The sequence below is a fragment of the Chryseobacterium sp. SN22 genome, assembly GCF_008329705.1.
GTDB lineage: Bacteria > Bacteroidota > Bacteroidia > Flavobacteriales > Weeksellaceae > Chryseobacterium.
The window spans coordinates 20464-37491 of the sequence record NZ_VTSX01000008.1 but is presented as its reverse complement, the minus strand read 5'-3'; the positions used below and the strand labels follow the sequence as shown (position 1 = coordinate 37491).

Annotated in this window: 13 protein-coding genes; 5 read left to right on the top strand and 8 right to left on the bottom strand. The window is 41.0% G+C overall.

The window, feature by feature from the left end; genetic code table 11:
• The first annotated feature begins 56 nt into the window (after positions 1–56).
• Entirely contained in the window at positions 57–2141 is a 2085-nt protein-coding gene (gene recG / locus FY557_RS06740; protein WP_149246522.1) for an ATP-dependent DNA helicase RecG, read from the top strand.
• Between the two features lie 829 nt (positions 2142–2970).
• On the opposite strand, the gene FY557_RS06735 is transcribed toward recG, so the two are convergent.
• Complete coding sequence (locus tag FY557_RS06735; protein ID WP_149246521.1) at positions 2971–3492, bottom strand: GNAT family N-acetyltransferase; 522 nt, start codon at positions 3490–3492, stop codon at positions 2971–2973.
• A gap of 228 nt (positions 3493–3720) precedes the next feature.
• Positions 3721–4593: a 4-hydroxy-tetrahydrodipicolinate synthase gene (gene dapA / locus FY557_RS06730; RefSeq protein ID WP_149246520.1), complete on the bottom strand. Its 873-nt coding sequence runs from the start codon at positions 4591–4593 to the stop codon at positions 3721–3723.
• Between the two features lie 165 nt (positions 4594–4758).
• Here dapA and FY557_RS06725 point away from each other — a divergent pair, with 165 nt between their 5' ends.
• The 4 genes from FY557_RS06725 to recO are packed head-to-tail and all read left to right on the top strand — an operon-like array spanning position 4759 to position 9450.
• On the top strand, positions 4759–5526 hold the full coding sequence (locus FY557_RS06725; protein ID WP_149246519.1) for a 5'-nucleotidase C-terminal domain-containing protein: 768 nt from the start codon (positions 4759–4761) through the stop codon (positions 5524–5526).
• Positions 5526–6476, top strand: coding sequence for a bifunctional metallophosphatase/5'-nucleotidase (locus FY557_RS06720; protein ID WP_149246518.1), 951 nt, complete (start codon positions 5526–5528; stop codon positions 6474–6476). Before FY557_RS06725 ends, FY557_RS06720 begins: the two co-directional genes overlap by 1 nt.
• Positions 6477–6478: 2 nt before the next feature.
• Complete coding sequence (locus FY557_RS06715) at positions 6479–8764, top strand: T9SS type A sorting domain-containing protein (protein WP_185151667.1); 2286 nt, start codon at positions 6479–6481, stop codon at positions 8762–8764.
• Complete coding sequence (gene recO / locus FY557_RS06710) at positions 8764–9450, top strand: DNA repair protein RecO (RefSeq protein WP_149246517.1); 687 nt, start codon at positions 8764–8766, stop codon at positions 9448–9450. Before FY557_RS06715 ends, recO begins: the two co-directional genes overlap by 1 nt.
• Positions 9451–9462: 12 nt before the next feature.
• On the opposite strand, the gene FY557_RS06705 is transcribed toward recO, so the two are convergent.
• From FY557_RS06705 to mqo, 6 genes are all read right to left on the bottom strand, one after another.
• Positions 9463–12129, bottom strand: coding sequence for an MGH1-like glycoside hydrolase domain-containing protein (locus FY557_RS06705; protein ID WP_149246516.1), 2667 nt, complete (start codon positions 12127–12129; stop codon positions 9463–9465).
• A gap of 229 nt (positions 12130–12358) precedes the next feature.
• A complete protein-coding gene (locus tag FY557_RS06700; protein WP_149246515.1) occupies positions 12359–13168 on the bottom strand; it encodes a glucose 1-dehydrogenase in 810 nt (269 codons plus the stop codon).
• 481 nt (positions 13169–13649) lie between these two features.
• Complete coding sequence (locus FY557_RS06695; protein WP_149246514.1) at positions 13650–14123, bottom strand: GNAT family N-acetyltransferase; 474 nt, start codon at positions 14121–14123, stop codon at positions 13650–13652.
• Positions 14124–14125: 2 nt separating this feature from the next.
• On the bottom strand, positions 14126–14740 hold the full coding sequence (locus FY557_RS06690; RefSeq protein WP_149246513.1) for a DUF1684 domain-containing protein: 615 nt from the start codon (positions 14738–14740) through the stop codon (positions 14126–14128).
• Positions 14741–14745: 5 nt separating this feature from the next.
• On the bottom strand, positions 14746–15150 hold the full coding sequence (locus FY557_RS06685; protein WP_149246512.1) for a hypothetical protein: 405 nt from the start codon (positions 15148–15150) through the stop codon (positions 14746–14748).
• Between the two features lie 86 nt (positions 15151–15236).
• Positions 15237–16739 carry a malate dehydrogenase (quinone) gene (mqo, locus tag FY557_RS06680; RefSeq protein ID WP_149246511.1) on the bottom strand — a complete coding sequence of 501 codons (1503 nt, stop codon included), beginning with the start codon at positions 16737–16739 and terminating at the stop codon, positions 15237–15239.
• Positions 16740–17028 lie beyond the last annotated feature (289 nt).

Here is a 17028-nt window from a genome sequence, read left to right as displayed (position 1 = left end):
GACCCGAAAGTCTTTTTTAATTTCTAATTTTTCCCGAAATTCGTGGTTCTTTAAAAATGACGTTAGAAACTTCCATAGAATATGTGAAAGGGATCGGTCCCGAAAAAGCCAAGCTCATCAAAAGTGTATTGGGAATTTCCACGGTGGAAGATCTTCTGAACTTCTTTCCCATCCGCTATCTGGACAAGAGCAAAGTACATAAAATTGCCGAACTAAGCGATCTGACGACTGATGTGCAGCTGAAAGGAAGAATTACCAATGTTCAGGAAATACAGACCGGAAAAATAAAAAGGCTTTCTGCCAAATTCAATGACGATACCGGGTCTATGGACCTTGTCTGGTTTCAATACTCCAAATGGCTGAAAGAGCAGCTTCCGGTGAATAAAGAAGTTTATATTTTCGGGAAAATCAATGTTTTCAACCATCAGTTTTCCATGCCGCATCCGGAAATCGAAGTCGAAGAAAAAAAAGATACCGAAAAACGGTTGAGACCCATCTATCCGAGTTCTGAAAAATTAACCAAACGAGGGCTGAATCAAAGGTTCTTTCAGATGGTTATAAAAAATATATGTAAGGAAATCCCGAATCTGATCTATGAGAATTTTCCGGATTACCTGATGAAAGCTTTTAAGTTTTTATCCAGACAGCATACTTATCTCAACATCCATTTCCCGAAGGATATGGATCATTTTGAAAAGGCCAACTACCGTCTCAAATTTGAGGAGTCTTTCTTTTTTCAGCTGGGATTCGGTCTGAAGAAGCTGCATCATAAAACCCATACTGCCGGAAATCCTTTTCCGGTAATCGGAGATTGTTTCAATGATTTTTATGAAAATCATCTTCCGTTTGAACTCACCGGGGCCCAAAAAAGGGTACTGAAGGAAATCCGTATGGATATGAAGCGGCCGATTCAGATGAACAGATTATTGCAGGGAGATGTGGGTTCAGGAAAGACCATGGTCGCACTCCTTACCATGCTGATCGCCAAAGACAACGGTTTTCAGAGCTGCATTATGGCCCCGACAGAAATTCTGGCCCAGCAGCATTATAACGGTATTAAGGAGCTTCTGGAAAACACAGAAGTCCGTGTCCGGCTTTTAACGGGCTCCAGCAAAAAATCAGAGCGCAATATTATTCATAATGAACTGGAATCCGGCGAACTTTCTATTCTGGTAGGAACCCATGCAATTCTGGAAGATAAGGTTAAATTTAAAAATTTAGGGCTTGCCATTATAGATGAGCAGCATCGCTTCGGCGTGGCGCAGCGGGCAAAACTCTGGGCAAAAAATAAAATTCCGCCGCACATCCTGGTCATGACGGCCACCCCTATTCCGCGGACCCTGGCCATGAGTTTTTACTCAGATCTTGATGTCTCGGTGATCGATGAGCTTCCTATTGGCCGAAAACCAATTATTACCGCACACCGAAGGGAAAAAGACCGGGCATATGTCTACGATTTTTGCCGTGAAGAAATCCTGAAAGGACGGCAGATTTATTTTGTGTATCCTCTGATTGAAGAATCGGAAACACTGGATTACAGAAACCTGATGGAAGGAATGGAGAATATCATGGATAATTTTTCAAAATATAATGTAACCATGCTCCATGGAAAAATGAAACCTGATGAAAAAGATGCGGCGATGACATATTTCGCTTCCGGCAATGCCCAGATTATGGTGGCAACCACTGTAATTGAAGTCGGTGTAAATGTTCCGAATGCTTCGGTTATGGTAATTGAAAGTTCGGAAAGGTTCGGCCTTTCACAGCTTCATCAGCTGCGGGGACGTGTAGGCCGTGGCGCCGAGCAGAGCTACTGTATTCTGATGACTTCCGATAAATTATCCAAAGACAGCAGAACCCGAATTAAAACAATGGTTGAAAGTACTGACGGCTTTAAAATTTCCGAGGTTGATATGCAGCTTCGAGGTCCTGGAGATATTCTGGGGACACAGCAAAGCGGTATCGTCGATTTTAAAAAACTGGATCTTGTGAATGATTCAGCAATTATTCGGACGACCAAGAATACTGTGGAAAAAATTCTGGAAGCCGATCCTCTACTTACAAGGCAGGACAATCAGATCATTAAAAATTACTACCTGAGAAATTATAAAGGTAAAAACAAATGGAGTAAGATTTCATAAAAAAACCGCACAAAGATTTAATCTCCATGCGGTTCCCCTTATAAAACTGTTATTTGAAGAAATTACTTTACTTCGATGATAATTACTTTAATATTTTGTGATTTGGTGTGAAAATATTTATTTAATGTGATTGGGTTAAGCTTCATAAAGTAAAAAACAAAATGAATTATATTCCAACTTGTTATTATAAAAACTAACTGATATTCACCGAAAGGCTGGTAATGAAACGAATATTATACCTTCCGACTACTTTCAAGTTTTCATGATTGTACCGTTTTGTTTAAAGATCTCCTGCGCTTTCTAAATTGGAAATTTAAATTCATTTTGTTTAAACTAACATTGTGATTTATATAAGCTGTTCCGTATACGAAACAAATTCTTACGGTTTACTATCCAAAAGTTACAAAAATTACCTGAATATCCGTAACCATCCGATACCAATTATCACTATCATGTGAATATTATACCACAAAGATAATACAATAATTTTAACTGCAAAATAATTAATAAGTTTTTTTCACACTTTTATGATAAATTATTTTTATCCGGTCGTACATGTGAGATTATCATCTGATGATCGCAGATGATGTGATTGTTTTTCAACGTATTAATTAATTGCCATCTTCATTTCCATAGGGGTTATGACAAAAAAAAACTCCTGCATTTATTGATAAATACAGGAATTTAAACACTAAGGATGAAAAAAATATACTGATAAAAAGCTAAAACAGCTTAGCACCAAGCATATGAATGTATTGTTATACGTGATTTGGTTCTGCAGCAAATATACAAATTATAAATCACTTTTAATAGAAATATTAAATTATTTTTAAAAATTTTCAATTCCCTGATTTTCAAGATAAAATTCCATCAGGTAATCATCCATTACAAAGCCGTTCCCGATGTCAAACACGCCTTCATCATAAACACTGAAACCCTGTGATTCATAGAAATTTCTCGCCTGGTTATATTTGTTTACATTCAGAATAATCCTGCTGTCCCCATATTGGGCTACTTTTTCCTTTAAAAATCCGAGAGCGCTTTTTCCTGCTCCTTTCCCTTTGCTTTCAGGAATCAGATAAATCCGGTGAAGCTTCGTTGTATTTTCTTCATAGCTGTTCTCATAGCCGATAAAACCGTCATACGAATCGTTGCTTTCATCTTTAATTAGATAATAATGGTAACAGGGTTGCTGCAATTGTACTGCAATTTCTTCTGCTGAATACATAGTGGAAAGCATATATTCCATCTGTTCACCGGAAAGTAGTTCGGCATAAGCATGTTCCCATGATCTTCTTGCCAGATCCTGAATTACAGAAATGTCTTTTTCCGTAGCTTTTATCAATTTCATTGAATATTAATATTTATTTTTAACACAAAATTTACAAAGATTTTCTTTAAATACGCTAAGCTCTAACCTCTTACAGGTACTTTGACAGTCTCAGTATAATACGTTTCACTCACCAAAGAACTTAATTAAAAAGGTGAAAAGTATTAACCTTCCACCTTAATCTATTGCTATAATTTAAAATTTATCTGAAAATTCACCATTTACTGCATAGCAGATGCCTTATTCATTTTAAATGTTTGCCATTTCGGCTTTTATTTTAGTATAAAGGTTTTCAGACGCAGGAACCAACGGCAATCGTAAATAGTTTTTTACAATTCCTTTTTCCGTTAAAACGGCTTTGATTCCGCAAGGATTCCCTTCCGCAAAAATCAGCCGTGTAATTTCTACCAGCTTATTGTGGATCTCATAGGCTTCTTTCACTTTACCGTCAAAAGCATGTTGAACCATAGTTGAGAACTCTTTCGGATATGCTTGTCCGATTACGGAGATCACCCCATTTCCGCCAGCCAGTGTAACCGGAAGCGTATATTCGTCATCCCCCGATACCAGATTAAAGCCTTCCGGTTTTTTCCTTAAAATATCGAAATACTGAAGAATATTCGGAGCCGCTTCTTTGATCAGGAATAAATTCGGGAATTCCTTGGCCAGACGCAGGGTTGTTTCCGCTTCGATATTCTGCCCGGTTCGCGACGGAACATTATAAATAATGATATTCTTGCCTGTGGAAGCTAATGCTTTATAATGCTGATACAATCCTTCCTGATTGGGTTTATTGTAATAAGGAGACACGGATAATACCGCTTCGAAAGCAGATAAATCCGCCTCTTCGATCTGTTTCTTTACTTCCAGAGTATTATTTCCGCCAATTCCCAAAACCAGGGGAACGCGTTTATTAGTAACCTTAATGATATGTTTAATTACCTGTTTCTTCTCCTTTGCAGAAAGCGTTGCCGCCTCGGCTGTAGTCCCCAGCACCACTAAATAATTGGTTCCGTTTTCGATGTTGTAGTCTACTAATTTTGTAAGACTGTCGAAATCTACGGATAAATCTTCATTAAAGGGCGTCACCAATGCAACACCTACTCCTTTTAAAATGCTCATCTGTTAGAATTATTTTTGTCAAATTTAATAATTTACGAGAAGAATTTCTAATAATTACTAATGTTTTATTATACATATAATTATATTTGCATATACTAAAAAGACAGGATAAGACTGCCACATAAAAAACCGGCAGCTTTACCTGTAATGATAATTTTGCTGTATATGAAAAATAAATTCTTGTTACTAGGGATTGCCCTGGCTGCACTTTCGGGCTGTAAGACGGCTTCATCGGCCTCTTCCATACACCTCGGAAAAGTGGAGATCCGGAAAAATATTTCTATTAATAATGAGCTAAAGAATGATGAGGAGTTTATAAAAACCATTGAACCTTATAAGCAGAAGCTGGATAAGGAGATGAACCAGAAAATCTCGCACACCAGTGTAGATCTTACAAAACAGGGCGACAACAGCAATCTCGGAAATCTTTTGGCAGACTACACGTTCGACGGAGCCAATGAATGGGCGAAGAAAAACCTGCAGAGAAATATAGATGCCGCACTCATCAATATCGGCGGAATCCGTACCACGATCGGCAAAGGCGATATTTTACTGAAAAGCGTATTTGAAGTCATGCCCTTTGAAAATGAAATAATCATTGTAAAAATGAAAGGAACGGATCTGCAGGGGCTGTTTAACTATTATGCAGAACGCCAGGTGAACAATCCGGTTTCCCACTTATACATCGAAACCAACAAAGGACAAATTACCAAGACGCTGATTGACGGAAAAACTGTAAATACCGACCAGGATTATTACATCGCCACATCCGATTATCTGGCGCTCGGCGGAGACAATATGAAATTTTTCTCTAAAGGGGAAATGATTCCGACAGGACTTAAATTAAGGGATCTTTTTATTGATTATTTCAAAAAAAATCCTGAGGTCGTGCCCCATACAGATGTTCGTTTAAATTTTACCGGTAAGAAATAATGGATAGAAAAAGTTTTTTAAAAGCAATAGGTGGCGGAACCCTGGCAATGGCCTTGGCTCCAAATATGGTGATGGCGGAAGAGTTCAAGATCCTTGATCTGAAATCCGCAAATAAACTGACGATCCTTCATACCAACGATCAGCATAGCAGGATAGAGCCTTTCGACTCAAGCTATACCAGAAATCCCAACCAGGGAGGCTTTGCCAGAAGGGCCAGCCTGATCCAGCAGATCAGAAACCAGGAGCCTAACCTTTTACTTCTGGATTCGGGAGATATTTTTCAGGGAACTCCTTATTTCAATTTTTTTGGAGGAGAACTGGAGTTTAAACTCATGTCCATGATGAAGTATGATGCTTCCACGATGGGAAATCATGATTTTGATAACGGACTGAATGGTTTTTTAAAGGTGCTTCCCAATGCGCAGTTTCCTTTTATCTGTTCCAACTATGATTTTAAAAATACCGTGCTGGAGGGCAAGACTTTGCCCTATAAGATTTTCAATAAAAACGGGATCAAAGTAGGAATTTTCGGAGTGGGCATTAAGCTGGACGGACTGGTAGGAAAAAAGCAGTATGGCGAAACCGTATACTCTGATCCGGTAGAGGTAGCACAACACTATTCCAGTTTTCTTAAAAATGATCAGAAATGTGATCTTGTTATCTGTCTTTCGCATATCGGCTACGAGTACGAAGACGAACCCAATAAACTGAATGATAAGATCCTGGCTGCCAAAACAGAAAATATAGATCTAATTCTGGGAGGGCATACCCATACTTTTTTACCGGAGCCCCAGGCTTTTACCAACAGAGCAGGCAAAAATGTGCTCGTCAATCAGGTAGGATGGGCCGGTCTTTTACTGGGCAGGATAGATTTCTTTTTCGATTCAGATAAAAACGTAAAACATATTTCCTGGAACAACCAGGTAATAGACAGCAGCATAATAGCATAAGCATGAAAAAACTCTCTTTAATTTCTCTTGGTATCTTAGCATCACTGCATGTTGCAAATGCACAGACTATTTCTTCAAAAAAATGGGCCGACTTATTTTCTTACAATAATGTTCTGGCCATGAAAGAAGACAATGGAAAAATAGTCGCAGCAGCGGAAAACGGAGTTTTCTATTATACCATTTCTACAGGTGAAATTACAAAGCTTTCCAAAGCTAACGGCCTGCATGAAGTTAAAATTTCAGCTTTTGATTATAATCCGCAGACCAAAATCGGACTTGTCGGTTATCAGAACGGTTCAATGGACGTTATTACACCGGATGGCATTACTTATATTGTGGATATCCCAATCGCAACCGGCTATAACGGAAGCAAGAAGATCAACCACATTTCAATTACCGGAGATCTGGCTGTGATTTCCGTAGGCTATGGAGTATCTATTTTTGATCTGAAGAAAAAAGAGTTTAAAGATTCAACGTTCTTTCTTTCCGCAGGCGTATACGAAGCGAGCAATGAAGCCACTATTTTCGGTAATAAAGTATATTCTGTTACCAATACCGGCCTAAAAAGCCATGAAATGAATACCAACTTCCCCGTTTATACTACATGGACAACAGAGATACCGGGTTCATTTAAGCATATTGATTCGGAGGGGGTTTTAAGTTTTTCGTCTGCTACTACAGCTTATGTGTCCAACGGCGGAACACCGGTTCCGATTGCCCAGTCATTCACCAATGTACATGATCTGGTGGTAACCTCAGGCAGTATTATTGTTACCGATCTCAGCAGGATCTATACTTTCAATACCAACGGGACCTTCAACAACAATGTAACTTTCGGGGAAGAATGCAACACCGCTACCAAGATCGGAAGCAATGTATACGGAGGAACGATCATGTCTGGCATCAAAAATGAAGGCGGAAATTCGTTCAGGCCGGACGGACCGTATTTAAATTTCGCCTATAAACTGAACGTTTACGGTGATAATCAGATTCTGGTTTCCACCGGGGCAAGAGAGAGCAGGTTCAATACGCCTGTAACCAATACAAAAAACCCTGGCTTTTATTATTTCAACGGAGCTGAATGGATCCATCCTTCTTATTTTAAACCGAACACCAACATCTTCAATGTCCTGGATGTGATGGCCGACCCGGCAAACCCCAATGAGGTTTTCCTCGCGAACTATACATTCGATAGTAACCGCGGAGTATACAAGATGAAATATGACGCAGGCAGCAAAGATTTTACCTTGGTCAAACGATACAATCTGGGTACGGAGGATATTTATTACATGAGGCCTGTGGGCTTTGCTTCCGATGAGGTAAACAACGTTTTTGTGTCCATTGGTTTTGCCAATGACGGACCGCCTACCGCTGCCTATGTGGCCATCGGCGGTTACGACCGGGCAACGGACAATTTCCTGATCAGAAATGCTGCCCAGAATTTCGGGTCAGCCCAAAAACCGCTATATCAGGACGGCCTGCTCTGGCTTCCCAACCCGAGAACCAATAATTTCATTGCCTATGATGCCAAAAAAACCATCAATACCTCTGATGATAAAGAATATCTTTTAACCCAGGCCAACGGTTTTGCCCCAACTTCGGGAGGTACCCTTTCCGTAGCCATTGATAAATCAGGAGATGCATGGATTGGTGGCGATGTAGGTTTAAGAGTGCTGCCGAATGCAGTGAATGCTATAAAAACACCTGCAACGGCCAAAGTGGAACCGATTATTATTGAGCAGAACGGATTAGGGGAAGAGCTTTTCCGGGACGGACAGATCTTACAGATTGAAGTGGATGCCGGTGACCACAAGTGGGTTTCAGTTGACGGCGGAGGCGTCTATTATTTATCTTCAGACGGCCAGCAGACGATCAAGCATTTTACCAAGGAAAATTCCCCGCTGCCAACGAATACCATTACCGATATAAAGGTCGATAAGAAGACCGGAAAAGTTTATTTTGCTTCCTATGAGGGAATTGTAACGTATCAGGGCGATGTTTCAGATGTTACTTCGGATTTCGGAAATGTTCTTGTTTACCCTAATCCGGTAGTATATTCTAATTTCAAGGGTAAAGTAACCATCAAAGGACTTGCAGAAGTGACCAATATCAGAATCGTTGATGCTACAGGAAATATTGTACATTCAGCTGTAGCAAGAGGCGGATATTATGAGTGGGACCTTAACAATCAGCGGGGACAGCGTGTTGCTTCAGGTGTTTATTTTATGCTGATGACCAACGAAGACGGCACTGATAAAGCAACGGCAAAGATTGCTGTGGTAAATTAATGAATTCACAGAACGGATTTTTATTATCATACATAAAATATGGAGAAAACGATGCCGTATTGCATTGTTTTACCGAAGAAGACGGGTTTCAGTCTTATTTTCTGAAAGGAATTTATACCAAGAAAAATAAGAAAAAAGCCCTTCTTCTGCCATTGAGTAAACTCAATTTTTCTTTAAATCCCCTGAAGGGAAACGGAATCCAGACGATTTCAAAATTTGAAATGGTAAAAAGCAACGATATTTATACGGATATCCGGTGCAATACCGTGGTCTTTTTTATTTCAGATTTCCTCAATCAGAATTTAAGGCATGAAAACAAAAACCACACGATTTTCTCTTGCCTGGAAGAATTTATTGATGAACTTCAGAACCGGAATTACCAGTCGCATCTCATTTTTTTAATTAAAATCCTGAAAATTCAGGGAGTGGCTCCGCTGATTAATGACAGCAGGTACCTTGATCCTGAAACCGGAACATTTACTTCCGAAGTAATGCATCAGATGTTTACCGGAGAAATTTCTGCAGTGTGGAAAAGCATTCTTACCATAGAAAATCCTTACCGTATGAGAATTCCTTCGCGGTTCCGGAAAGATTTTTTAGATAGTGTGCTTGTTTACTACCATTATCATATTACGGAATTTAAAATTCCTGCTTCATTAGAAGTTATCCAGCAGATTTTCGAATAAGGCAGATTAAACCTACTTCTTTTCCTGTCTCGATTTTTCCGGCATTTCGGTTTCAGACTCGGCAATTTGTTTTTTGGAGAACCTCGGCATCAGGATTTTGGCAATCAGTCCGGTCCAGCCGGTTTGATGTGAAGCGCCTACTCCACGGCCGTTATCCCCGTGAAAATACTCATAGAACAGGATATAATCCTTGAAATCCGGATCGGTCTGAAATCTCGGATATTGACCGTTGAAAGGTCTTTTTCCGTTTTCATCCATTAAAAATAATTTCGAAAGCCTATGGCTTAAAGCATCCGCAATTTCATCCAGATTGGAATATTTTCCGCTTCCTGTGGGAAACTCCACGAGGAAATCCGGGCTGTAATAAAAGAAAAACCGCTGCAGGCTTTCAATAATTAAAAAATTAATCGGAAACCAGATCGGCCCGCGCCAGTTGCTGTTGCCGCCGAACATTCCGCTGTCACTTTCCGCAGGGGTATATTTTACGGTGTAATCCGTTCCGTTCACCGTCATCGTATAAGGATTGTCTTCATATTCCTTCGATAAGGCACGGACGCCGAAGTCACTCAGAAACTGACCCGGATCCAGCATCCTGCTTAACAGCCTTTTCAAGCGGTGACCACGCAGGAGGGATAATAAATGTTTGGATTCATCACCTTTTACTTCCCAGTGGGAAACCAAGGCAGCAAGCTCCGGCTTGTTTTCCAGTACCCAATTCATTCTTGCCTTAAAATTAGGCAGCTTTTCGATCATCTCGTCATCAATCACCTCAACAGCAAACATCGGGATTAAACCAACAATGGTCCGTAATTTAAGATACATATGACTGCCGTCGTTTGAAGCAATGGCATCATAGAAGAATTCGTCCTGCTCATCCCAAAGGCTGAAACATTCATCCCCCATATTATCTAGGGAATTTGCAATCGCCAGGAAATGTTCAAAGAATTTCATGGCCATTTCTTCATAAATATTATTATAAAGGGCCAACTCAAGGGCAATCCGCATCATGTTCAGGGCAAACATCGCCATCCAGCTGGTTCCGTCAGACTGTTCAAGATGTTCCCCGTCGGGAAGCGGTGCATTCCGGTCGAACACCCCGATGTTATCGAGCCCGAGAAATCCCCCTTCGAAGATATTGTTTCCGTTATGATCTTTTTTATTCACCCACCAGGTAAAATTCATCAGCAGCTTTTGAAAGGCGCTTTCCAGAAATTCAATATCGGGTTTTTGGTTCAGGTATTCATCGATTTTAAAAACCCGGAATACCGCCCAGGCATGAACCGGCGGGTTGACATCGCTGAAATCCCATTCATAAGCGGGCAGCTGCCCGTTTGGGTGCATATACCATTCGAAAAGAAATAATTTGAGCTGCTGCTTGGCAAAACCCGGATCGATCAGTGAAAAACTGATGGTATGGAAAGCCAGGTCCCAGGTGGCGTACCAGGGATATTCCCACTTATCGGGCATCGAGATGATGTGCTCGTTGTTGAGATGTTTCCATCCGGAATTCCTGATTTTTCCACGGGATTTAGGCGGCGGAATTTCACCGGGATCGCCCTTCAGCCATTTTTCAACGTTGTAATGGTAGAACATTTTGTTCCACAGCATTCCGGCAAAGGCCTGGCGCTGAACCATTTTTTCATCATCGGTCCTGATGCCGCACTGAATATCGCTGTAAAATTCATCTGCTTCCTGCTGTCTTAAACTGAAAGCAGCCTCAAAATCTGCAAAAGGATGTTGTAAGTCTTTATCGGACAGCCTGAATTCAAAAACCTTTGTTTCTTTCGCTTTAAAAGTTTCATCTATAAAAAATGACGCCTTTGTCCCAAAATCTTTAGGGTTCACCGCCTGTGAATTGCCATTGATCACAAAATCGTTGATGCCGTCTTTGGTATATTTCGATGCATTGGAAGATTGGTAAAGCCTTTCATTATTGGTTTCGTTGTCGCAGAACAATACTTTTTCAGACTGACTGGCATACAGGTTTTTAATTTCCAGCTCTTTATGGTTTATTTTTATGATCTGTACATCCTCGGAATTCATTTGTGGCTTATAATCATTGTAGCCCCAGTTCCAGGTGTTTCTGAACCATACTGTTGGTAGTATCACCAATGGTGCTTCCTTTTCGGATTTATTAACGACCGTCAGTTTTACCAGAATGTCATTCTGGCCTTCCTTGGCATATTCTATAAAAATATCGAAGTATTCATTTTGGTCAAAAATTCCGGTATCGATTAATTCGTATTCGGGTTCCTGCCGGGAACGCTCGGCATTGGTGCGGATAAGGTCATCATATGGGAAAGCATTCTGAGGGTACTTGTACAGCATTTTCATGTAGGAATGCGTAGGGGTCCCATCCAGGTAATAAAAATATTCTTTCACATCTTCCCCGTGGTTTCCCTGTTTGTTGGAAAGCCCGAAAAAACGTTCTTTCACCATTTGGTCTTTTTTGTTCCAGAATCCGACGGAGAAAACCAATTTCTGAAAGTCATCACAGATCCCGCAGATGCCTTCTTCGCCCCAACGGTAGGTTTTGGCTTCCGCGGTATCGTGGTTGGTATAAGTCCAGGCTTTACCGTCCGGGCTATAGTCTTCCCTTACTGTGCCCCATTCACGGTTGCTGACGTAAGGTCCCCATTTTTTCCAGGTAATGTCGGATAATCTTTCTTTTTCTTTCATGTGTCAGATGATGGTAATAAATAATAATTGATAAATGATAATCGATGAAATAAAGACCTAACTTAAATATAAAAAGTTTATTTCTAACTTTATCTGATTAAAAAATGGTTGTCTGTATTACGGCTGACGTGCGCCCCGGATTGAGCGGCCTGTCTGAGCTCTTTTTGTAAGCCCGGAAAAGCCCGGCACAAAAAAGCGAGTAGTGAAAGCCGGAAATGTGCGCCCTAAATTACCCTCCGGTAGAAAAACTCTCGAAAGTTGTCATTCCGCCATCAATGAAAATGCTGGCACCCGTAATGTAGTCGGAAACATCGCTCGCTAAGAATACGGCCAGGTTTCCGATATCCTGCGGCTGCCCGATTCTGTTGTAGGGAATCAGGGTCATTAATGAATTTAAAGCTTCGGGCGTGCTCCATGCATCTTTGTTGATTGGCGTCTGGATGGCTCCCGGGCAAATGGAATTCACGCGGATTCTGTCGGCTCCGTATTCCTGTGCCAAAGTCTGCATCAGCATCCGGATAGCTCCTTTGCTGGCAGCATAATTGGCATGCCCTGCCCACGGAATGACTTCATGAACCGAACTGATGTGAATGATTTTACCACAAGCAACGGAGCGTGACGTATCGATCCCGCGACGAAGGAATTCTTTGATTGCTTCCCTTGCGCATAAGAACTGACCGGTAAGATTGATGCCGATAACCGTGTTCCACTGATCGAGGGTCATTTCGGTGAATTTTGCATCTTTCTGAACGCCGGCATTGTTTACAAGAATATCGACCGTACCGAATTGTGAAACGACTTCACTGAACATTTTGATGACTTCGTCTTCGTTGGAAACATCGCACTGGTAAGTAATTCCGCCTCCGCCGGCATCCGTGATTTCCTTTAAAACCGCTTTGGCATCATCCAGCGAATGTTCCGAAGAGTGATTAATAACGACTGTGGCACCGGCCGCACCCAATGATTTTGCAATTCCTGAACCGATTCCGCTGGAGGCTCCTGTGATGATGGCCACCTGATTGTGAAGAGAGATTTCCATATTTATTATTTGATGTTACCCCAATTTAGCAGAAAGTTTCACGCCAAACCCGAAAAATAGGGATTAAAATTTCTTAAAGTTTTGTTTGTTGCGATTTTCCTGCCGAACCGTTCAAGGTAATGGTGAATTCCTGCGGATAAATTAATTGCTGTTGGAATTCGCAAAGGCGCAAATTAAATAGGCAAACATGCTGCTTTAGGGCGCAAGGAATTGGACGATGTCAAATTTTTATTCCGCTTAATTTCAACTATGATCTGCGTAATCTGCAAAATCTGCAAGAGATTACATCTCGGGTTAAATGCAAACGATCCTGAGCAATCCACAAATTTATCGAAGATAAATCTTACGACTTTTCCACGTGAAATATTAAAAAACCTTTTGCGCCTTTGCGAATTCCAATAATACCCACCGTATACAATTTACCATTGACCATTTACTTGTGAAGCAAAATTGACCATTCACCTATTATCAGAGCTTGTGTTTAAATACATTTAGACATTAAATATTGCGGACCGCTTCTGCCCATCCTGGTTTTGCCTTCGTAACGATAACCGACTTTCAGATAAAGTTCGTAAGCAGAAATGTTATTTTGATTAACAGCAAGAACAATTTCATGGCAGTCTCTGAAATTTTCGCGCACAAAGTCATCTACCCGGCCCATAGCAGCTTTTCCAATCCCTTTACCCTGCATTTCCGGATTAATAGATAAGGACCTTAATAAAACTGAATCTGGATTATCGGTAAGCTCCGATTTATCGTCGCCGAAATCCAGTGTGAAAAATCCCACAGCTATTTCGGCATCAAACACTGTGACTGGAAATTCGAATCCGGTATTGCGGTCTGCTATTCTCTTAAGGGCATTTGCCGCAGAGGAAGTATACAGCAGCTGATTTTCATCCAGCATATAATTAACACCGGAAAAATCTTCTTCTCTAAAAAACTGTAGCCTGATCATCTCTAATGATGATAAATATCTTCGTACATCACGCCTGCCCGGATTTCAACCGGCAGCCTGTTTTCCTGCGGTACCACCGGGCAATTGTAGTCATATGCGTTATATGCACAATAGGGGTGGTAGGATGTATTAAAATCCAGAATGATGGTACTGCCTTCAGGAATGGTTAAATCCATGTACTTTCCACCACCATAGGTTTCTTTTCCATTTGTGGCATCTCGGAACGGCAGGAATAGGTAATCTTTATATTTTTCCTGTTTGATCAGGTCCATGCTTTGATATAAAGTCAGGGTGTATGGTTTTCTATCCAGTGTAAAATTTGCTTTTCCGTATTCCTTATAAACTTTTGTTTTTCCGGAAGAAGTCGGCAGGTCGAAAGGTTCTGCATTTTCCGTTTTTGTGAATTGTGCCGTAATCCTGTATTTCATGTCGACCGGAAAGAAAGGGTGCGCTTTGAAACGGGTAAAATTATCGTCCCTTAAAGGAGTTTTTTTGGGATTCCGGTATTCTGCATTCAGTTCCTGCTGAAACTTTTTTATTCCGGATTTTTCTTTGGATAGGCTTTGTGAGAAAAATAACAGAGGAAAGAGCAGGAAGAGGGAAAAGTATTTTTTCATATGAACTAAATATAAGATTCTGAAATTTTTACCCGGTAAATATCAGAAGAATTCCTTTTGATAGATTCAACAAAGAAGCCGCCTTCTTCGGGAATAACTTCTTTGAGGTCAAAACTTTTGCAGCCTTTCGGAAGGCCGGAAAAAACCAGTGTAAACCAGAAATCCCTCATAAAGGGAACCGGTGTCCAGTTGGGATAGATGGTAATATTTTCCGCATGGATCAGCTCACTCCGGTGTTCCGACTTGTTATCGAAAAGGTAAGTGGACTGCCAGATCCTGATGAGATTGCCCAAAAACGGCGAAGCGGGAAAACAGCAATGCACAATGACCTGCTGCTCCTCTTCCACTTTTGCCTGAAGGGATTCCAGTAATTCTTTAACAATAATGGGTTTTACAATGGTTTCGGACATTAATAAAATGAGTAATAGGTAATGAGTAGCAGGTAATGGTAAATGTTCAATTGTGAATTAAAGAATTGAACATTCACCATTCACATTTAATATTCAAGTTCTAATTTTTCTTTGGAGTAATTTCTTACTTTCTGGGTAAGTTCAGGGTTGCCGGCCAGTTTCTGTCCGTACGACGGTACCATTTCAAGCAGCTTTTCTTTCCATTCGCCGTGAAGTTTTTCAGGGAAACATTTTTCCAGAACATTCAGCATGGCGTAAACGGCAGTGGAGGCGCCGGGAGACGCTCCCAATAAAGAAGCGATTGTTCCTTTTTTGTTGACCACGACTTCGGTTCCGAATTCCAGCTTACCGCCGTCTTTCTGATCTTTTTTGATGACCTGAACGCGTTGCCCGGCCACTTTCAGTTCCCAGTCTTCTTCTTTGGCATCTTTGACAAATTCCCTCAAATGTTGTATGCGCTGGGCTTTGTTCATGGCCACCTGCTGAATCAGGTATTTCGTTAAAGGAATGTTATGCCACCATGCTCCGAAAAGTGACCGTAAATTTTTGGTATTCACGCTTTCAGGCAGATCCAGGTAACTTCCTTCTTTTAAAAATTTGGTTGAAAAACCGGCAAACGGCCCAAACAATAACGCCTTTTCACCGTCGATGATTCTAAGGTCAAGGTGAGGAACCGACATTGGCGGCGCTCCTACAGTAGCCTGTGTATATACTTTGGCCTGGTGTTTTTCCACCAGTTCCTGGTTATGGCTCACCAGCCATTGTCCGGAAACCGGAAAACCTCCGTATCCTTCGCTCTCCTTGATGTCCGAACTGTCCAGCAAGGGCAATGCATACCCTCCGGCCCCGATGAAAACAAAATCTGCTTCGACCTCCTGCTTATGGTTATTGATCCGGTCTTTCACTTTCATTTCCCAGGTTCCGTCTTCTCTCGGATCGATGTCTTTTACTTCATGGTACAGAAATACTTCTACATTGGAATCTTCCACCAGATGCCTTCCCATTTTCCTGGTCAGGGTTCCGAAATTGACATCGGTCCCCAGATCCATTTTTGTAGCGGCCATTACTTCCGACTGATTTCTTTTCTGCATTACCAGAGGAATCCATTCCCTCAGCTTATCGTGGTCTGTCGTAAATTCCATTCCCTGGAAAAGAACGGATTCAGACATTTTATCGTGTCTCTTTTTCAGGTATTCGGCGTCTTTCTCCCCGAAAACCAAACTCATATGCGGACAGGAATTGATGAAATCCTTCGGATCCCGGATGTATTCTTTTGAAACAAGGTATGACCAAAACTGCTTGGAGATTTCAAACTGCTCGGCAATACTTTCCGCTTTGGAAATATCGATGGAGCCGTCGGGTTGTTCAGGGGTATAATTCAGTTCACAAAACGCAGAGTGGCCGGTTCCTGCATTGTTCCAGGCGGCGGTGCTCTCTTTGGCAAACCGGCCTAATCTTTCAAAAATGGCAATCTCAAGATCCGGATCAAATTCATGAAGTAAAGTGGCCAGGGTAGCACTCATGATGCCTCCTCCTATTAAAACCACATCGTATTTAGGCTTGGGTGTTCTGCTGATAAGCTGTGACATAAACTGTATTTTCTATCAAATTTCGGGAAAAGTTTTAATAAACCCTATGATTTTGCGAAATTTTAACAGCTCATTTGGTAGCAAAACATAAGTTTTTATTATGCTACCAATTCCAATTAAAATTATCGATAACTAACCATTGAACGATTAATCGGTTCTGAATATTTAAATTTGAACTTAAATATTATAAAGTTCAGGATGGACTCATATTCGATCTCCCTCTCTTACCGGTTTCGACGATGCTTTTAAACTACTCCTCTGAACTTAGAGGATTATTAGATCGATAAAG